This is a genomic window from Acinetobacter sp. QJM3NY_42, assembly GCF_056173745.1.
This window is the reverse complement of record NZ_CM149689.1, coordinates 2,778,263-2,797,972: the sequence shown is the minus strand read 5'-3', so window position 1 is coordinate 2,797,972 and position 19,710 is coordinate 2,778,263. Positions and strand designations below refer to the sequence as shown.

General features: G+C 42.1%; 13 protein-coding genes, 2 tRNA genes and 1 pseudogene. 8 read left to right on the top strand and 8 right to left on the bottom strand.

Annotation, left to right across the window (positions count from 1 at the left end):
* Positions 1-9: 9 nt before the first annotated feature.
* The 3 genes from AC0VYT_RS13330 to hisB all read right to left on the bottom strand — a co-directional run bounded on the left by AC0VYT_RS13330 (position 10) and on the right by hisB (position 1,922).
* Positions 10-543, bottom strand: coding sequence for a DUF805 domain-containing protein (locus AC0VYT_RS13330; RefSeq protein WP_005017961.1), 534 nt, complete (start codon positions 541-543; stop codon positions 10-12).
* Positions 544-711: 168 nt separating this feature from the next.
* Positions 712-1,329 carry an imidazole glycerol phosphate synthase subunit HisH gene (gene hisH / locus AC0VYT_RS13325; protein WP_005017963.1) on the bottom strand — a complete coding sequence of 206 codons (618 nt, stop codon included), beginning with the start codon at positions 1,327-1,329 and terminating at the stop codon, positions 712-714.
* Positions 1,329-1,922: an imidazoleglycerol-phosphate dehydratase HisB gene (hisB, locus tag AC0VYT_RS13320; protein WP_005017966.1), complete on the bottom strand. Its 594-nt coding sequence runs from the start codon at positions 1,920-1,922 to the stop codon at positions 1,329-1,331. Before hisB ends, hisH begins: the two co-directional genes overlap by 1 nt.
* Before the next feature lie 104 nt (positions 1,923-2,026).
* On the opposite strand from hisB, the gene AC0VYT_RS13315 reads away from it, so the two are divergent.
* From AC0VYT_RS13315 to AC0VYT_RS13300, 4 genes are all read left to right on the top strand, one after another.
* Positions 2,027-2,404 (top strand): GNAT family N-acetyltransferase, encoded by a 378-nt coding sequence (locus AC0VYT_RS13315; protein ID WP_005017967.1) that lies wholly within the window; start codon positions 2,027-2,029, stop codon positions 2,402-2,404.
* A 166-nt stretch (positions 2,405-2,570) separates the two neighbouring features.
* Positions 2,571-2,646 (top strand) — tRNA-Phe (locus AC0VYT_RS13310).
* Positions 2,647-2,769: 123 nt separating this feature from the next.
* A tRNA-Phe gene (locus tag AC0VYT_RS13305) sits at positions 2,770-2,845 on the top strand.
* Positions 2,846-3,089: 244 nt separating this feature from the next.
* Positions 3,090-3,557 carry a hypothetical protein gene (locus AC0VYT_RS13300; protein WP_228127195.1) on the top strand — a complete coding sequence of 156 codons (468 nt, stop codon included), beginning with the start codon at positions 3,090-3,092 and terminating at the stop codon, positions 3,555-3,557.
* Between the two features lie 71 nt (positions 3,558-3,628).
* On the opposite strand, the gene AC0VYT_RS13295 is transcribed toward AC0VYT_RS13300, so the two are convergent.
* From AC0VYT_RS13295 to ompR, 3 genes are all read right to left on the bottom strand, one after another.
* Positions 3,629-5,143 carry an acetyl-CoA hydrolase/transferase family protein gene (locus AC0VYT_RS13295; protein WP_005017988.1) on the bottom strand — a complete coding sequence of 505 codons (1,515 nt, stop codon included), beginning with the start codon at positions 5,141-5,143 and terminating at the stop codon, positions 3,629-3,631.
* Positions 5,144-5,345: 202 nt separating this feature from the next.
* On the bottom strand, positions 5,346-6,803 hold the full coding sequence (locus AC0VYT_RS13290; RefSeq protein WP_005017989.1) for an ATP-binding protein: 1,458 nt from the start codon (positions 6,801-6,803) through the stop codon (positions 5,346-5,348).
* Positions 6,804-7,013: 210 nt separating this feature from the next.
* Positions 7,014-7,778, bottom strand: a complete 765-nt coding sequence (gene ompR, locus AC0VYT_RS13285; protein ID WP_005017991.1) for an osmolarity response regulator transcription factor OmpR — start codon at positions 7,776-7,778, stop codon at positions 7,014-7,016.
* 336 nt (positions 7,779-8,114) lie between these two features.
* Between ompR and AC0VYT_RS13280 the strand changes: the two genes are divergently transcribed.
* From AC0VYT_RS13280 to AC0VYT_RS13270, 3 genes and pseudogenes are all read left to right on the top strand, one after another.
* Positions 8,115-10,472 (top strand): Tex family protein, encoded by a 2,358-nt coding sequence (locus AC0VYT_RS13280; protein ID WP_005017993.1) that lies wholly within the window; start codon positions 8,115-8,117, stop codon positions 10,470-10,472.
* 84 nt (positions 10,473-10,556) lie between these two features.
* A pseudogene (locus tag AC0VYT_RS13275) lies at positions 10,557-12,533 on the top strand (DUF2075 domain-containing protein).
* A 219-nt stretch (positions 12,534-12,752) separates the two neighbouring features.
* The gene (locus AC0VYT_RS13270) at positions 12,753-14,939 is read left to right on the top strand and encodes a SulP family inorganic anion transporter (protein ID WP_005404630.1); all 2,187 of its coding nucleotides are present in this window, start codon (positions 12,753-12,755) and stop codon (positions 14,937-14,939) included.
* Between the two features lie 59 nt (positions 14,940-14,998).
* Here the strand turns inward: AC0VYT_RS13270 and AC0VYT_RS13265 are convergent, their stop codons facing one another.
* The gene (locus tag AC0VYT_RS13265) at positions 14,999-15,886 is read right to left on the bottom strand and encodes an SDR family NAD(P)-dependent oxidoreductase (protein WP_005018003.1); all 888 of its coding nucleotides are present in this window, start codon (positions 15,884-15,886) and stop codon (positions 14,999-15,001) included.
* Between the two features lie 410 nt (positions 15,887-16,296).
* Complete coding sequence (locus AC0VYT_RS13260) at positions 16,297-17,574, bottom strand: O-acetylhomoserine aminocarboxypropyltransferase/cysteine synthase family protein (protein WP_005018004.1); 1,278 nt, start codon at positions 17,572-17,574, stop codon at positions 16,297-16,299.
* A gap of 284 nt (positions 17,575-17,858) precedes the next feature.
* On the opposite strand from AC0VYT_RS13260, the gene ettA reads away from it, so the two are divergent.
* Positions 17,859-19,520, top strand: a complete 1,662-nt coding sequence (gene ettA, locus AC0VYT_RS13255; RefSeq protein ID WP_005018007.1) for an energy-dependent translational throttle protein EttA — start codon at positions 17,859-17,861, stop codon at positions 19,518-19,520.
* Positions 19,521-19,710 lie beyond the last annotated feature (190 nt).

The following is a 19,710-nucleotide window of genomic DNA, read 5'->3' as shown; positions in this document are numbered from 1 at the left end:
ATAGGCCTGCTATTCAGCCCGTTGCTGTATTTCAAGCTGGCTATATTGTGCTTTTTGTACATAGTCCTGATAAGCTGGAACAGCAATAGCTGTTAAAATTCCGAGTGGAACAATCAGTATATATAACCAGCCTAGCACCTTTTCCCAAGTTGCGGTTGCACGCGGCAGCCCATAGTTATTTATGCCTTCATCACCACGGGCAAAGAACAGATATAATATTAAAAACAGATTCACCAGCGGTACTAGCATCAGCAGTGATAACCAGCCGGTATGATTGCGGTCATGCAGACGCCGAATGGTAAAAATAAAGCTAAAGTATATCAGGACAATATACAAGATCCCCATCATGATCAGACCAGGTATAGAGATGTTCTCTGCACCCTCAGCAGTATTAAATAAACCCGGTGCAAAAAGTCCTATTAAGAAAACAAGCAGGATAACGCCGAAACTCATCAGCATGTTCCATCCTAAAAAGGACAGGCGTCCAAAACGGCCATGTGCTTTTAAAGGTGAATCTGTAGTTGAACTGAAACTGGAAGTCATTTTTTATAATCCTTAATGTTTTTATTAAGTTTTTGTTTAAAGCAGTAGGCATCATAAACAAGCTTGAACAAAAGGAAAAGTGAAAACTTCTAAACTATAGGTTTAAAGCTGAATTACAATAAAAAAGCCCACCTGATGATGAGCTATGGTAAAAGGTTTTAGACCTGTTTAAATCTTCCAGTCCACAAAGTTTTTAAGTAACTGTAGACCGGCAGTATGACTTTTTTCTGGATGAAATTGGGTGGCGAATAGATTATCTTTTTGGATAGCTGTACAGAAGTCCAGTCCATAATGGCAGGTTGCCGCAACCAGTTCAGGGTTCTGTGGTTCGACATAAAAACTATGCACAAAATAAAAACGGCTATCCTGAGCAATATTTTTCCACATTGGATGACTTGGTTCAGCCTGCTTAACCCGGTTCCAGCCCATGTGGGGAACTTTTAAACCTTCAATCTCAGGAAAACGCTTCACTGCGCCTGCAAAAATACCCAAGGCATCGGCGCCACCATTTTCCTCAGAATATTGCATTAATGCCTGCATGCCGACACATATAGCCAGAACCGGTTTATTGAATACTGCATTTTTAACAACATCATCAATTCCGGCTTCATGCATACCTTGCATACAGTCACGCATTGCCCCAACACCGGGGAACACAATTTTATCTGCCTGAGCAATGAGTTTAGGGTCATTGGTGACATCAACAGTAGCACCCACATACTCTAGTGCTTTCGCGGCCGAGTGCAGATTGCCCATGCCATAGTCAAGTAAAGCAATACGGGTCATTACAGGCTACCTTTAGTTGAAGCCACAGTATTTTCTGCACGTGGATCGACTTCACATGCTATACGCAGGGCACGTGCAAAGGCTTTGAATACACTTTCGATCTGGTGGTGTGAATTTTTCCCTTTCAGATTGTCGATATGTAAGGTCATTAACGAATGATTGACAAAGCCCTGGAAGAATTCAGAAAACAGGTCTACATCAAAACTGCCAATACGGGCACGGGTAAATGGAATATCCATAAACAGACCCGGACGGCCAGAGAGATCGACTACAACACGTGACAGTGATTCATCCAGTGGCGCATAAAAGTGTCCATAGCGGCGCAATCCCTTTTTATCACCCAGTGCCTGGGCAAAAGCCTGACCTAACGTAATACCACAATCTTCTACTGTATGGTGGTCATCAATTTCCAGATCACCATCACAATGAATATCAATATCAAAAAGACCATGACGCTTGATTTGATCAATCATATGATCTAAAAAGGGAATGCCAGTATTTAAGGTGCCCTGACCCGTACCATCAAGGTTGAGACGAACTCGAATCTTGGTTTCGTTAGTATTTCTTACCACTTCACTGATACGTTGCGTCATGGACACATTCCTCAAAAACGTCAAAAATGTTTGATGTGAAAACTTGCGCTGTGTTGATCAAGGTCAAAGCCACAGCATATTAGATTGCTCAGGAGGGTTAATCAATGCCTATTACCGTACATGCTCATACTTCTCTAGAAAATGCAGAAGTCCGCAGTCAGCTTGAGCGATTGTATGACACCAGTCCGGAATTCGGAGACGGGCAGGATGCGGTCGAGCAACTTGAACAGCATCTGGCCCAGTATACAACGTTGTATACAGCAGAGTTTAATACCAAAATTATAGGTGCAATCTGGTGTACGGGACAAGGGGAGAGCAAAACTCTGGAATATATCGTAGTACATCCAGCAAATCGTGGTCGTGGAGTTGCTGAACGTCTGGTCAGTGAAGTCTGCCGCTATGAAGAGGCAAAAGAAGTCAAAAGGTTTGAGCCAGGCTGTGGGGCTATCCATCGTTGCTTGGCACATCTAGGCAAACTGTAAAGATATAACTAGGCAAATATAGCTTAAGAGGATATTAAGTTTATCAGTCTCGCTATTACTGCTTGTTCAATCTTTTTAATTTTGCATGAAAAATAATCTTTTAAATATTTTTATAAAGGAAAGACTTGACGATCAGTTAATTAGATTGTTTAATACGCCCCACATCGGCGCGATAGCTCAGTCGGTAGAGCAACGGATTGAAAATCCGTGTGTCGGCAGTTCGATCCTGCCTCACGCCACCATATTTGTGTTTTCAGTCCCTGATCCCATCAGGGATTTTTTTTGCTTAAAATATATGCATTTAAACTAAAAAAAACTGATTTTTGTTGACTCTTGCCAGCAGATACGGCTTAATACACCTCATCGGCGCGATAGCTCAGTCGGTAGAGCAACGGATTGAAAATCCGTGTGTCGGCAGTTCGATCCTGCCTCACGCCACCATATTTGAAAAGCCCCATATACTGTATGGGGCTTTTTTTATGCTGATTAAAAATAATGAATATAGCTAAAGGGCAAAATCAGGAGTCTTTATTAATATTTAGATACTGATTTAACTGAGCGTAACAGAATTAATGGTTAATTATTATACAAAATAAAACAAGTGACTTATATATTGAATTGATACCAGCTCTGGAGTGACATTGCTATGCACTTCTTTAAATACATTATTCTGATAGTTTTTAGCATGAATGCTTCGATAGCAGTTTTTGCACAAAGTGTCGAACTGCCAGTATTAAAAGTCATGGCTGAGCCTGAGATGCGCCAGGAAACTGGGTTTATTCCCTATCAGGAGAGGAAAAGCGAGCAGCGTGCTTTACAGCATCGGATGATGCAGATTGAGGATGACTTGCAGAATATCACTGTTAATGCCCATCCGGTGCGGAATATTGAAGCGAGTGAGGGCAGGCCAGAGGTTAATATGGATCATCTGCCCTTAGCCTTACAACAGCATTTACTGGCAATAGCAGCAGGTTTACAGTCAGATAACCCGATGCGTGGGCTGGAGATCATGTTACAGCCATTTCGTAATGAATCAGGACAGATTCAGTGGGATTTGGGTAAGGTTTCGCTAGGTACACTAGAGACTCAGGCCCTTAGAGACATAGACTTTAGTCAGCCAGTTACCACTATACCCCGTCTTCGTATAAATTAATCCAGTTCTTGCTATTGCAATAATTCAGACAAGAAAAAACGCCCAGATGGGCGTTTTTTAACAAACTGATATTAAGCAGTTTTTACTGCAGGCTCAACAGCCAGCATATGTCCATTTTCTTCAAAGTTAATATGCCATTGCAGCGCTTCACGAAGCAGATGTGGTGTATGGCCACCTTTAGCAGTTGAACGGTCAAAATAGTCGTTCAAGGCATCTTTATAAAGTGGGTGTACACAGTTCTCGATAATTACACGGGCACGCTCACGTGGAGCCAGTCCACGAAGGTCAGCTAGACCCTGTTCTGTAACCAGAATATCAACATCGTGTTCGGTATGGTCAACATGAGATACCATTGGAACGATTGAAGAAATATCGCCCCCTTTTGCAATCGATTTAGTTACAAAAATTGCCAAGTGTGCATTGCGGGCAAAGTCACCTGAACCACCAATACCATTCATCATCTTGGTGCCGCAAACATGGGTAGAATTCACATTACCGTAAATATCAAACTCAAGCGCAGTGTTAATACCAATAATACCTAAACGGCGTACCAGCTCAGGGTGGTTTGAAATTTCTTGTGGACGTAATACAAACTTGTCTTTATATGCTTCCAGGTTGCCGAAAACACGCTCACCACACTGGGTAGACAATGTCATTGAACAGCCAGAAGCAAATTTCATTTTACCGGCATCGATTAGCTCAAAAGTACAGTCTTGTAATACTTCTGAATACATCACCAGATCTTCAAAGTTTGAATCTTTAAAGCCGGTCAGTACAGCATTGGCAATTGAGCCGATACCTGCTTGCAAAGGGCCCAAATTTTTCGGTAAACGGCCATCAGCAACCTCTTTTTCAAAGAAATTAATCAAATGATTGGCAATTGCCTGAGTTTCCACATCTGGTGGTGTTACTGTAGATGGAGAATCTGGTGTTTCATTAAATACAATACCAACGATTTTTGCAGGATCAATTGGAATCGCAGTTGAACCGATACGGTCATCTACCTGAGTTAAAGGTACTGGTGTACGGGTTGGGCGGTAAGTCGGAATATAGATGTCATGCAGACCTTCAAATTCTTCACTTACTGAAGTGTTAATTTCAATAATGACTTTTTCTGCAAAAATAGCAAAGCTTGCAGAGTTACCTACAGAAGTTGTTGGCACAATATGGCCATCTTCAGTAATTGCAACTGCTTCAATAACTGCAATATCCGGGCGTTTAAGCTGCAGGTTACGCATCTGTTCTACAGTTTCAGACAAATGCTGGTCAATAAACATTACTTCGCCATTGTTGATCGCACGGCGCAGTGTGTTATCTACCTGAAATGGCATGCGACGAGCCAGCACGCCAGCTTCAGTCATCTGTTTGTCCAGATCGTTACCCAAGCTTGCACCGGTAATTAGGGAGATTTTTAAAGGATGCTGCTTGGCACGTTTTACCAGTGCCTGAGGAATTGCTTTGGCTTCACCTGCACGAGTAAAGCCACTCATACCGATAGTCATGCCATCTTGGATGAACTCGGCAGCTTGATCTGCACTGATTACTTTGTCATGAAGGGAGGCTAATCGAATACGATCTAAAGACATGGTTTACTCTCAATATGCTCGAAACTAGACGGATTGTACCGCCCAAAAAACAAATTGTGCATGCCTGTTAGGCTAAGGTCTAATTTTTTCAGAAAATGAAGGTATAAATATTTTTGATGATTTTTAAGCTACTATTTTTTAAATAAATATTTTTAAAGGCTAAGATAATTGTAAAATTCAAATGTCCAAAATTTAATCATGATTAAAAACGGTCACTTAGACTTTGCTTAATCTTTTCTAGCGGATTATGACTACTATTTTCTTCAGTTTTCTCTTTAGGTATCAGCAGTGAGATAATAGCTTCTAACCCGCCTTCAGGACGATTATGGATTTTAAGTTCGCCTTGATGGATATCAACAATACGTTTGACAATTGCTAAGCCCAAACCACTACCTTGCACGGTACGGGCGGAGTCTCCACGCACAAAAGGTTGCATCAGATCCTGAATCTGGTCTTCTGGAATTCCCTCGCCATGATCTGCTACCTTGATGATAATCCGGTCATTTTCTGTATAGGCAGACAGTTCGATTGGTTCAGCACCATAACGCTTGGCATTATTGATCAGGTTGCCAATCAGGCGTTTCAATGACAGGCTACGTGCTGGAATGATAGGAACATCCTGTGCTTCAAAACGAATATCTAGCGGTTTGAACTGAACAATCAATTCCTGTAGCAAGATGTTGATATTGGTGTCTTTCAATTCTTCGTCAGAGCCATCACGCATATAGGAGATGAACTGATTCAAAATTGCATCCATATCATCAACGTCATAAATCAGCCCTTCACGCAGGAATTCATCCGGTAACATTTCAGCAGTCAGACGAATTCGGGTCAACGGTGTACGTAAATCATGTGAAATACCTGCTAGCATGATCATCCGCTCGCGCTCTGTCTGCTCTAGCGTATAAACCATATGATTAAAGGCCTGATTTACCTGACGGATTTCTAGTGGACCATGATTGGTTTCCAGATAAGGTGCCTTCCCAGTTTTACTGTACTGGTTTGCCGCATTTTGCAGCCGACGTAAGGGGCGATTTAACTGCCGGACCAATGTCAAAATAATAATAGATGCAATAATCGGAACACCGAGCAGCCAACCAAAAATCAGTTCAGGGCTATAGTTGGCATAAGTTTTTAATGGTTCACGGACCCAGTTTCCGTGCATTTCGGGGGTCTGTATCCAGATTCTTGGGCTTGGCTTAAACTGGAAATACACCGTAACATTATCGACTTTTAACTCTCTAGCCAGCTTTTCCTCAATATGGTTAGTAAAGAATTCGGCGATCACCTTTTCTCGAACATTGGGATACTCTTTAGGGTCAGTGACATATTCAATTCCGACCCGATTTTTGAGCCAGGTATCTATATCCATTTCAACATTGTCATGGAAGATACGCAGTTTGGGGTTATTGATAATTTCAAGCTCAACAGCCAGATAACGGGCATGTTGCTGAATTTCAGGTAAATATAAAGTACGCCAGAAAAACCAGAGTGACATGACCAGACTGAACAGCACCACAAAACCGACCAGAACTGTAGTACGCATTGCTGCGGAGCGTGGCTTGATCTTGTCCAGGAAACGTTCCCCACGGGTGCGTTTTTTCTCTGAATAAGCCACATAGTCAGTAAATTCTTGTGGATCAATAGGGTCGAGTTTCACTCCAGATTCCTATAAGTGTATTTTATAGTCAGACTGTAATTTTATGACAGAATTTTAGCAGCTTGTCTTGGCTCAAAGGCCATAGGCAATGCGATTTTTTAAGCATTCTTATACGAATTAGCCATTCACTTTATTGGCAGATATAAAATCTCCCAGTAGTGAATGGCATGTACAAATCATTAGGATAATTCCGATCATAAAATAAACGGGTTATTCAGCGCCATCTGGCACAAAAACGTAACCTACGCCCCAAACTGTCTGAATATAACGCGCACGTGCCGGATTTTCTTCAATCAGACGACGCAGGCGAGATACCTGAACATCAATTGAACGTTCCATGGCACCCCATTCACGACCACGCGCCAGATTCATCAGCTTATCACGTGTTAGGGGCTCACGTGGATGCTGAACCAATGCCTTGAGCACGGCAAACTCACCAGTTGTTAAAGTGACCACCTGACCTTCACGTGTCAGCGTACGGGTCGATAAATCTAGAGACCATGGTCCGAAACTTACGACCTCTACCTGCTGACTAGGAGCACCAGGTACTTCACGGACCTGGCGACGCAGAACTGCCCGGATACGGGCAAGAAGTTCGTTTGGATTAAATGGTTTAGGCAGATAATCATCTGCACCTGCTTCAAGACCGGCAATGCGGTCAGAATCACTGCCACGCGCGGTCAGCATAATAATAGGAATATCAATATTGGACTGTCGTAAACGGCGGCAAATACTCAAGCCATCTTCAACCGGCAACATAAAGTCGAGTACAATCAGTGAAAACAGTTCACGTTGTAGCAGACGATCCATCTGGGTAGCATCATGTGCAGTTTTAACAACGAAGCCTTTATCTTCCAAAAAACGTTGTAACAGAGTACGCAAACGCACATCATCATCGACCACGAGGATACGTTCAACGCGATCTGTATCGGCTTGTACAGCATCTGTATGTTCAGCAGGTACAACTAGACTCATGATGTGCTCCTTTATTGTTTATTGTCATCGTGATCAGACCCATATACAGTATTGAGTATACGATGCTTACAATGAGTTTTACTATGCTCTAAAGCACCAAATATTGCAGTAAAAATCAAGACATAGATACCAAATATATACAGGTAAAAAATAAACAGGAACAGCCAGATCTTGGTAATTTACGGGAATTTTGTCGTAAAATTGCATAAAAACCATGGAACTTCACTAAATTAGCATTATTGCTGATGTGTAATTTAGATAAAACAATAGTAGATTTTATGGCCTTGGTCTTTATAATCACAGCTTTTAGTATTTATCCTTGTGGAATCAAACACGATGACTGACTTAGTTCAGCAGCTGGCAAGCGAGCTTGCCGTACGTCCAGATCAGGTTGAAGCTGCCATCAAGCTTATAGATGAAGGTGCCAGTGTTCCTTTTATTGCCCGTTACCGTAAAGAAGTGACACAAGGCTTAGACGATACGCAGCTACGTCAGCTTGATACGCGTTTATCCTATTTACGTGATTTAAATGAGCGACGCGCTAAAGTCATCGAATCGCTGAAAGAACAGAATAAATTAAGCGATGACTTGCTGGCCCGGGTCGAGGCCGTCGAAACCAAAAATGCTCTTGAAGAAATTTATGCACCTTATCGTCCAAAACGGACCAGCAAATCTTTCAAGGCAAGAGAAGCTGGGTTAGGGCCGGTTGCTGAGAAAATATTGGCTGAACAGGTTGACCCGAGTGAAGCACTTGCAGGGTTCTCGCATGAAGAGTACCCAGACCTGGAAAGCCAGCTGGATGCCATTCAGCATATTATTATTGATGAGTGGGCACAGAATATTGCGCTGACGGCTGAGCTTAAAGCCAACTTTGCAAAAACTGCCGTTTTGAAAAGTGCAGTAGCAAGTGAAGAGAAGAAAGAAGTTGGTAAAAAATTCCGTGACTATTTTGAATTTTCAGAAAATTTGAATAAAGTCCCTTCGCATCGTTTACTGGCCATGTTACGCGGGCGTCAGGAAAATGTGCTGGGCCTTAAAGTTGATGGTGAAAATGATCCGGCGATTCAGCGTATTGAGGTTGAATATCAGCTGGATCAAATTCAGCCACAGACACGTCAGGATTTTCTCAAGCAGACTGCAAAACTGTTCTGGATGGGTAAAGTACGTCCACAGGTTGAGCATTCATTACTGACCGAAAAGCGTTTAGCTGCTGAAAATGAAGCTATGCAGGTCTTTGCAGAAAACCTGCGTCATTTACTCTTGTCTGCACCGGCAGGTAGCCGACGTACATTGGGCGTAGACCCGGGTATACGTACTGGCGTAAAACTGGCAGTAGTGAATGAGTCAGGTGATGTACTCGCCCATAGTACGATTTATCCGTTTGCTCCAAAAGAAGATAAAGAAGGTTCAGTGGCCGAACTTGCGCGTTTGTGCCGTGAATTTAATATTGAACTGATTGCAATTGGTAATGGTACAGCCAGCCGTGAGACTGAAGCTGTAGTGGCTGAAATGATGGCAGCCAACCCGGATCTAAAACTGACCCGTGTGACTGTAAGTGAAGCTGGTGCATCAGTCTATTCAGCGAGTGAGCTGGCTTCTCAGGAATTGCCTGAACTGGATGTGTCTATTCGTGGAGCAGTATCTATTGCCCGTCGATTACAGGACCCACTGGCTGAGCTGGTTAAAATTGATCCGAAATCAATCGGCGTGGGGCAGTATCAGCATGATGTAAATCAGGCCGGTCTTGCAAAAACGTTAGATGCGGTAGTTGAAGATTGTGTAAATGCGGTGGGCGTAGACGTTAATACCGCCTCTTCTGCAATTTTAGGTTATATTGCTGGTTTAAATAAAGCAATTGCCCAACAAATTGTAGAATACCGTAAAGAGAACGGTCGTTTTGACAACCGTCAGGACTTGAAAAAAGTTCCCCGTTTGGGCGATCGTACATTTGAACAGGCAGCTGGTTTCTTGCGTATTCAAGAAGGTAATCAGCCATTAGATGCATCTTCTGTTCATCCGGAAAGTTATGGTCTGGTTGAGAAAATTGTTGAAGCCAAAGCCACTACTGTAAAAGATATTATTGGAAATAGTGAAATTATTCGTCAGGTAGACCCTAACCAGTTTATTGATGACAAGTTTGGTCTGCCTACTATCCAGGATGTATTGGCCGAACTGGAAAAACCGGGTCGTGATCCGCGCCCTGAATTCCGTACTGCCAAGTTCCGTGATGATATTACTGATGTAAAACAGCTGACTGAAGGTATGCAACTGGAAGGCGTGGTAACCAATGTTACTAACTTTGGCGCTTTTGTTGATATTGGCGTCCACCAAGATGGACTGGTACATATTTCAGAATTGGCAAACGAATTTGTTTCAGATCCGCACAAGATTGTAAAGCCGGGACAAATCGTACAGGTACGTGTGATTCAGGTCGATGCAGAGCGTAATCGCGTTAATCTTTCTATGCGACCTGAGGGTGCTGCTGCGCCGGTAAAAACATCACCACGTCCGCGTCGTGAACAAAATCAGGAGCAGCGTCCGGAGCGTAAGCCACAAGGTAAACGTCCTCAACATGCCCGTCCGCAAGGTGAACGCCCACAAGGGAAGAAACCACAGGCAGCTAAACCGCAGGAACAGAAAATTGGCGGATTAGGCGCTTTATTATTGCAAGCAGGTATTAAAGGATCTAAATAATCTCTGCGAAGTAAACGGAAACCTCCCAAGTGGGAGGTTTTCTTTTTCATCTAAAATAAATTGAAGAAAGTTTGGCTAAAAAGAATGGGTCTTGCACAAAGTTACTACCAGAATAATTTTTTAGAATTCAGGAATGAAAATGAAGAGGCTATATTAGGTTCACTGGCTTATCAGCATGAGTTCAGTCTTGATGAATTACAAAAAAGTGCATGGCTTAAGCAAATTACGATTTTAAAGAGAGCTCTTTGTATACTTGATCAAGGCGAGATCTTTTTTGAATTTCATATTCCACGTATGGGGAAACGTGTAGATAATATTTTGATCATTCAAGATTTGATTTTAGTCATTGAATTCAAAGTAGGAGATACGCAATACAGTCACTCAGCACAAATACAAGTAATTGATTACTGTTTGGACTTACTTAATTTTCATGCAGGTAGTCATAATCAGAAAGTAATTCCAGTTTTGGTGGCTACACAGGCAGCAGAAACTAGGCAGAATTGGGAGGAAATAGCCTCATTAAATGAGGCAGCATGCTGTAATGCAGAAAATTTTGGAGAGATACTTTCTGAAATTATTCAGCAATTTTCTCATAATTCAGTCATTAATACCCAATCTTGGCTGGAAGCTCCCTACAAACCGACACCGACAATTATTGAAGCAGCACAAGCTTTATATAAAGGCCATCAAGTCCAAGAAATTTCTCGTAGTGATGCAGGTATGATTAATCTTGAAATTACCTCTAATAAGATTGAGGAAATCATTGAATACTCCAAGCAAAATAAAATAAAGTCGATCTGCTTTTTAACCGGGGTACCTGGTGCAGGCAAAACGCTTGCTGGTCTAAATATTGCGAATCAGCGCTTGAAAAAGGACCAGACAGAGCATGCTGTTTTTCTTTCAGGTAATGGGCCATTGGTCGATGTATTACGTGAAGCATTGGTGCGCGATACAGTAAAAAATTTTAAATTGCAGGGCCTGTCAAAAAGTCGTCTAGCGGCAGAGCGTTCAGCAAAAGCGTTTGTACAGAATATTCATCATTTCCGAGATTATTATTTACGCTCTACAGAAATACCTGTTGAGCAGGTAGTGGTTTTTGATGAGGCGCAGCGGGCCTGGCAAAAAGAACAGGTTTCTAATTTTATGAAACTCAAAAAGGGGATTGATAATTTTACTATGTCTGAACCCGAGTTTTTGATCAATGTGATGAATCGGCATATAGATTGGTGTGTTGTAGTCTGTTTAATCGGTGGTGGTCAAGAAATTAATACAGGAGAAGCTGGCGTTACTGAATGGTTAGAAGCCTTGAAACAGAAGTTTTCTGATTGGCAAATTTATTATTCCGAAAAGATATTAGAAGACAGCGTTTATTTGGACTCTACAGAACATAGGAACTGGCTACAAACTACAGGCATTAATGAACAGGATTTACATTTAGCTGTCTCTGTACGTTCATTTAGAAGTGAGCGGGTATCACAATTAATTCAATATATTTTAGATGGGAATTCTCAGGCTGCTCAACAGCTCTATTCAGAGATCAGTTCTGATTATCCTGTCGTATTGAGCAGAAATTTGAAGTAAGCTAAACAATGGTTAAAAACCAGGGCAAAAGGATCGGAGCGTTACGGCATTGTAGCAAGCTCTGGAGCAAAGCGTTTAAGAGCAGATGGAATAGATATTAAAAGTAAAATTACTCCTGGACATTGGTTTCTGAATCTAGATACAGATGTACGCTCTTCATATTACCTAGAAGAGGTCGCTACCGAATTTGATATACAGGGTCTGGAAATTGACTATACCTGTATTGCTTGGGATATTAATTTTTATTTTGATCAGGAGTGGAAGTATCAGGCTTTCAAGGGTAGTACATGGCAGAAAATTAAAAATGAAGTCAAGCAAAAATACTTGCTAAATGCATATCGGGTTTTATTGACTCGCGCGCGACAAGGCATGGTAATTTATGTGCCTGAAATAGAGCAGGCCGACTGGACCCGGCCAGCGAAATATTATAATTCTACTTATCAATTTTTAATGGATTGCGGTTTCGAAACCTTAAAATGAAAAAGTAAGATGAAAAAAATCCAACTCTAGCAAGCATAAGGCAGAGTTAGATAAAAGTTAAATAAAATAGTGTAAAAATCACACATTATAGTAGCATAATCAGGCTTTAATTCAGAAAGATTGTCAGACAATATCAACTCGCTTTTTATAAAAACATCGATGTTAGTGTTACATCTGACCTCGAAGTCGATTCTAATTTTTATTCCAAACGGTTGTTTTATGTCAGTTTTAAATTTGAGAAAACCCTTTTATTTAAAAGATATACTCTCTGGACTTGTCGTTTTTCTGGTCGCATTGCCCTTGTGTTTAGGCATAGCTTTAGCCTCAGGTGCACCCATTATTTCCGGTATTATTGCGGGGATTGTAGGCGGAATTGTTGTCGGGGTGTTGAGTGGCTCACACATCAGTGTGGCAGGCCCGGCAGCCGGGCTCACGGCAGTCATTCTGGTACAACTGGATCAATTAAGCGGCAATTATGCCGCTTTTTTATTGTGTATTATTTTTGCCGGTTTACTTCAAATTGGCTTTGGTCTATTCAAGCTAGGTTTTTTTGCTAATTTTATTCCCAATAACGTTATTTTAGGGCTGCTCGCAGCAATTGGCGTAATTCTGATTGCAACTCAATTACCTTATTTATTGGGTATCAATGATTTCTCATGGTCAGCAGTTTGGTCTGGAACATTTTTTTCAAATTTTAGCTCCCTTGATAAAGGTGCAGCACTGATTGGTCTGCTCAGTTTATTTTTGATTCTGACTTGGGACAGTAGTCCTCTTAAAAAACTGGTTTTGCCATCGGCACTGCTAGCTGTGGTTGCCGCCGCGCTATTAAATTTTATTTTAATGTCGATGGGGTCTCCTTTGGCAGTTCAGAATCATAACTTGATTCAGTTACCTAATTTACTGGAAGCTCCAAGAGATGTACTGATTTTCCCGGATTTTAGCTATTTAGCAGAACCACTGATTTACACCGGAGCTATTACCCTTGCGGTAGTGGCTTCTCTAGAAACACTTCTGAATCTCGAAGCAGCAGACAAACTTGATCCACAAAAACGTTCATCACCACCGAACCGCGAGTTATGGGCACAAGGCACAGGCAATATTGTTTCCGGTTTAATGGGAGGTATGCCAATTACGTCGGTAATTGTACGTAGCTCCGTCAATGCCAATTCTGGCGCACGCAGTAAATGTTCGACCATTATTCATGGCATTTTCCTGCTACTGGCAGTGATGTTTTTTGTGCCATTGATGAATATGATTCCTTTATCAGCTCTAGCTGCGATTTTAATTTTAACGGGCTTTAAACTTACCCATCCAAAACTCTTTAAAAAGCTTTATCAGCAGGGCTGGAAACAGTTTCTGCCTTTTATTATTACATTAGTTGCGATTTTACTCACAGATCTGCTCACTGGAATTCTAATTGGATTATTGGTCAGTAGTGCTTTTATCCTATACGGTAATTTGAATAAGGGCGTACGTGTATATAAGGAAAAGCATTTACACGGTATTGTTACACGGATTGAACTGCCTTCACAGGTTACTTTTTTAAACCGTTCAGCACTCATTTCGGCTCTCGAACATGTTCATAAAGGTGAGCGGTTAATTCTGGATGCGACTCAGTCCGATTCAATCGATCCAGATATTTATCAAGTTATTCAGGAGTATCAGAATGAAACTGCCATTAAACGCAAGATTGATTTAAAACTAATCGGATTCAAACAGCATTACCATGAACTGGATGACGCAGTACTAGATATTGATATCAGTACTCGCGATTTGCAGCAGCAACTGACACCTGCCCAAGTACTGAACTTGCTTAAGGAAGGAAATGAGCGTTTTGTGAAAAATGAACGTTTACAACGTGATATTTACCGGCAGATCCGAGTAACTGCTGATCAGGGTCAACATCCGATTGCTGCCGTACTCGGCTGTATGGACTCAAGAGCTCCTACAGAGATGCTGTTCGATGTCGGAATTGGGGATTTATTCAGCCTGCGTATTGCAGGAAATGTGGCCGGACAGAAAGTCATAGGCTCTCTTGAGTTTGCCTGTCAGGCTAAGGGTTCAAAAGTAGTTGTGGTGCTGGGCCATACTGACTGCGGAGCAGTAACTAGTGCCTGCCAGCTGCGGTTACAGCATAAAAGTATTTCTGACATTAAAGAAATGCCGTATATTCAGTATATCTTGGGGCCGCTAATGCATTCGGTTCAGAGCGCTTACGATATTATGCAGCCGCGTGAGCTGAACCGGCCTTTTATTGATCAGGTAACTACCCTGAATGTTCATTACAATATCCAGTATATTGTTAACCACAGCTCTGTCTTAAAAGAGATGCTTGAACGTGGAGAAATAGCCATTGTGGGAGCAATTTATGATGTGCAGACCGGTCGGGTCAATTTTCTGGAATAAAAGAAACTAGCAAAATGCCTCCAGAATAGGAGGCATTTTTATTGATAAAGTAATTATATTTACCAGTGTTCACCTGGAAAAATACGGGCATAAGCGCGTTGAACCCAGTTAAGTTTTTCCTGTTTACCCACTGATGCGCTGGAACTTGGAAACAGATTAAAGCCAATTGACATAAACATATTGTTGATTTCAGGAGCAATCGAATAAGTAATAGATGCCAAACGGCCAAGATGCGTAGCCAAGCGTTTCGGACGCTTGATAATGGCATAGGCAATCAGATCAGCTGCCTGCTCAGGCGACAGCGTAGGGACATAACGATAAATTTTGGTTGGTGCAATCATGGGAGTGCGCACCAGAGGCATATAAATTGAAGTGATTGCAATCTTGTGTGAATGCACTTCTGCTGACAGACAGCGGCTAAAAGCATCTAGTGCGGCTTTAGAGGCCACATAAGCAGAAAAACGGGTTGCATTGGCCAGCACACCAATTGAACTGATATTAATGATCTGTCCGTCACGACGCTGCATCATTTGCGGCAATATATTCAGAATCAAACGGATCGCACCGAAATAATTCAGCTGCATGGTACGCTCAAAGTCATGAAAACGGTCAATTGATTCATGGACGGCACGGCGAATAGAACGTCCAGCATTATTAATCAGGATATCAATATGGTCTACAGACGCCAGAATTTTCTGGGAACATGCATCAATAGCATCCAGATCATTTAAATCACATGGGAAAATAGTTGCTTTTCCACCCTCTGCTTCAATTTCAGCCTGAACTTCTTGCAAGGTAGACTCAGTACGGGCAACCAGCAGCACATGTGCACCCGCTTGAGCAAGTTTCTTGGCTGTAGTTAGGCCAATTCCACTGGAAGCACCGGTGATGAGTGCTACTTTGCCATTTACCTTGTCTTTGAAAAGTTTCTCTAATTTGTTGTTCACGTAGATCTTCCTGGCTGAAAATTTGCTGAGGCAAAATAAATATAATTTTTTTAAATATGTTATAGCCATGACCTGCGATAGGCCAAGGGGCTCAGTCGGTTTTTATCTTAACGAAATGACGGGAAAAATCCAGAGTTAAGTGGTTGAATCTAAAAATAATATTTAGAGCAATTACTCTAATTTAAGTATGTGTTTATACTGTGTTTTAACACAAGTTAAAATAGTTGAAAAGATAAAGCTTTGAAAAAGCAGTTCATAAATGGAAAGTAAAAACATATGCCAGATTAAAATAAAGCTATCAGGTAGGGCTAATTATCAGAAACATTCGAGTTCAAGCTTTTTAGTCACACTGTCTGGTATTTGAGGGAATATAAACAGGGCCATGTATGTTGACCCTGCTTGTGTATAACTTAAACTGCGGCAAGTGCCTGTTCCAGATCGGCAATCAGGTCATCAGCATGTTCAATGCCGATAGATAAACGCACCATATCCTCGCTAACCCCTGCAGATTTCAACTCCTGTTCATTGAGCTGACGATGGGTAGTGGTTGCCGGATGACAAGCCAAACTTTTCGCATCGCCAATATTGACCAGGCGGGTAAAGAGCTGCAGTGCATCAATAAAACGGGTACCACCAGCAAGTCCATCCTGTACCCCAAAGGATAAGATAGCCGAAGGTTTACCTTGAACATATTTTTGTGCCAGTGCATGCTGTGGGTGGTCTGTCAGGCCTGCATAATTTACCCATTTGACTTTTGGATGGGCTTTCAAATACTCGGCAATTTTTAGAGCATTTTCGGTATGGCACTCCATGCGCAGGCTTAAGGTTTCCAGTCCTTGCAAAATCAGGAAAGCATTCATCGGGCTAATGGCGGCGCCAGTATTACGTAAAGGTACAACACGTGCACGGGCAATATAAGCAGCTTCACCAAGCGCCTCAACATAGTTAACTCCATGATAACTTGGGTCGGGCGTATTTAACACTTTAAAGCGGTCCGGATATTTACCCCAAGGGAATTTACCGCTATCGACAATCGCACCACCAATACTGTTACCGTGACCTCCAATATATTTGGTTAGCGAGTGCACCACGATATCAGCACCAAATTCAAAAGGCTTGAGCAAAACCGGTGTCGCTACCGTATTGTCAACTACCACCGGTACACCATATTCATGGGCGATTTTACTGATGGCTTCCAGATCAATGATATTGCCAAGCGGATTACCAATTGACTCGACAAATACCAGTTTGGTTTTATTATCAATCAGAGAGTGTAATGCTTCTGGATCCTGATAATCGAAGAAGCGCACTTCAATTCCCTGTTTGGGCAAGGTATGGGCAAACAGATTATATGTACCACCATATAGGGTGGAAACAGAAGCAATATTATCACCTGCTTCGGCAATAGTCTGAATCGCATAGGTAATTGCTGCCATGCCCGAAGCAAGTGCCAGTGCACCTATTCCACCCTCTAGAGCTGCGATACGCTGTTCAAGAACCGCCGTTGTAGGGTTCATAATACGGGTATAAATATTGCCCTGGACTTTTAAATCGAACAGGTCGGCCCCATGTTGAGTATTATCGAAAGAGTAGGACGTGGTCTGGTAAATAGGTACCGCTACAGCTTTCGTCGTCGCTTCAGGGCTATAACCGGCATGAATTGCCAAAGTTTCATCTTTATATGTCATATTATTTCTTCGATGTGGGTTAAAACCTGATCGAGTCTAGCATTTTTTAATATGAAATAAAGCTTTCCTATTCTTTGTCTATATCTATTTATTTCATAAGTATAGTGATGAGTTTAAGCAAACTCAAAATCTTGGTGTGAGTTTAATTTTTAGTCACAAAAGGTTGGGAGATAACCCGCAGAATACCCAGAGTACGCCTTATGTTTTCATGGTATTCATCGTATAATACGCTGGTTATTTTTTCGCAGTTTGCGATATTCTGATTTTCAATTGAGGAGTCCTGCGTGGCCCAATATATTTACACGATGAACCGTGTGTCGAAGATGGTTCCGCCTAAGCGTGAAATCCTGAAAGACATCTCTTTGTCATTTTTTCCGGGTGCAAAAATTGGTGTGCTCGGTCTTAACGGTGCAGGTAAATCAACTCTGCTCCGTATCATGGCGGGCGTAGATAAAGATTTCTCTGGGGAAGCACGTGCGCAACCAGGTATTAAAATCGGCTATCTGGAACAGGAACCACCCCTAGATCCGAACAAAGATGTACGTGGAAATGTTGAAGATGGTCTGCGTGAACCGTTAGATGCATTAGCCCGTCTGGATGAAGTGTTTGCAGAATATGCAGCAGAAGATGCTGACTTTGACGCACTTGCAAAAGAACAAGAGAAACTTGAAGCCATCATCCAGACTTGGGATGCACATAATCTGAATAACCAGATGGAACAGGCTGCTGCTGCATTAAACTTGCCGGCTTGGGATGCTGACGTGACTCTGCTTTCAGGGGGTGAACGCCGCCGTGTTGCACTTTGCCGTCTGCTTCTATCTAAACCGGACATGCTCCTTCTTGACGAACCGACTAACCACCTGGATGCAGAATCTGTGTCTTGGTTAGAACGTTTCCTAAAAGACTTTCCTGGTACCATTGTTGCTATTACGCACGACCGTTATTTCCTTGATAACGTTGCTGAGTGGATTCTGGAGCTTGACCGCGGACATGGTATTCCTTACCAGGGCAATTACACGTCTTGGCTGGAACAGAAAAATGCCCGTCTAGAACAGGAACAGAAACAGGAAGAGTCTTTTGCTAAAGCCTTGAAAAAAGAACTGGAATGGGTTCGTTCAAATGCCAAAGGCCAGCAGAAAAAGAACAAGGCTCGTATGGAGCGTTTTGAAGAGTTAAACTCTAAAGAATTCCAGCAGCGCAATGAAACTTCTGAAATTTATATTCCACCTGGTCCACGTTTAGGTAATAAGGTAGTAGAAGTTGAAGGCATCAGTAAATCCTTTGATGGACGTCTGCTTTATGAAAACCTGACCTTCTCTGTACCACCAACAGCAATTGTTGGTATTGTCGGTCCAAACGGTGCGGGTAAAACCACACTATTCCGTATGATGACTGGGGAACAGCAGCCAGATACCGGAACAGTTACTCTGGGTGATTCAGTTAAAGTGGCCTATGTTGGCCAGATTCGTGACACCTTGGATAACAACAAAACCGTATGGGAAGAGGTTTCTGGCGGTCTGGACATCTTGAAAGTAGGTGATTACGAAATTGCGTCTCGCGCTTATATTGGCCGTTTTAACTTTAAAGGCCAAGACCAGCAGAAACGTGTAGGTGAACTTTCTGGTGGTGAGCGAAACCGCTTGCAGCTGGCAAAAATCTTACAGCAGGGTGCTAATGTAATACTGCTTGATGAACCTTCAAACGATCTTGATATTGAAACTTTGCGTGCACTTGAAGATGCAATTTTGGTCTTTCCGGGTACAGTTATGGTGGTATCGCATGACCGCTGGTTCCTGGACCGTATTGCAACGCATATTTTGTCGTTTGAAAATGAGCAGCCTGAATTTTACACGGGTAACTATGCTGAATATGAAGCATATCGTCAGTCACGCCTAGGCGATGCAGCTGTAACCAAACGCGCCAAATATAAAAAAATCAGTGGATAATAGCCACAACTGAAAAACCAGCCTGAGGGCTGGTTTTTTTGTTTTTAGGATTTTGGCATCTCAGACCATACCAATAGAAAAATCCATAGTAACAATTGGTTAACTGAATTCTCAAATTGGTAAATTAAACATTGTTCTACTGTCAGAAGTGAACTGGATATCCCAGTAGCATACTGTTACCTTAGAGGAT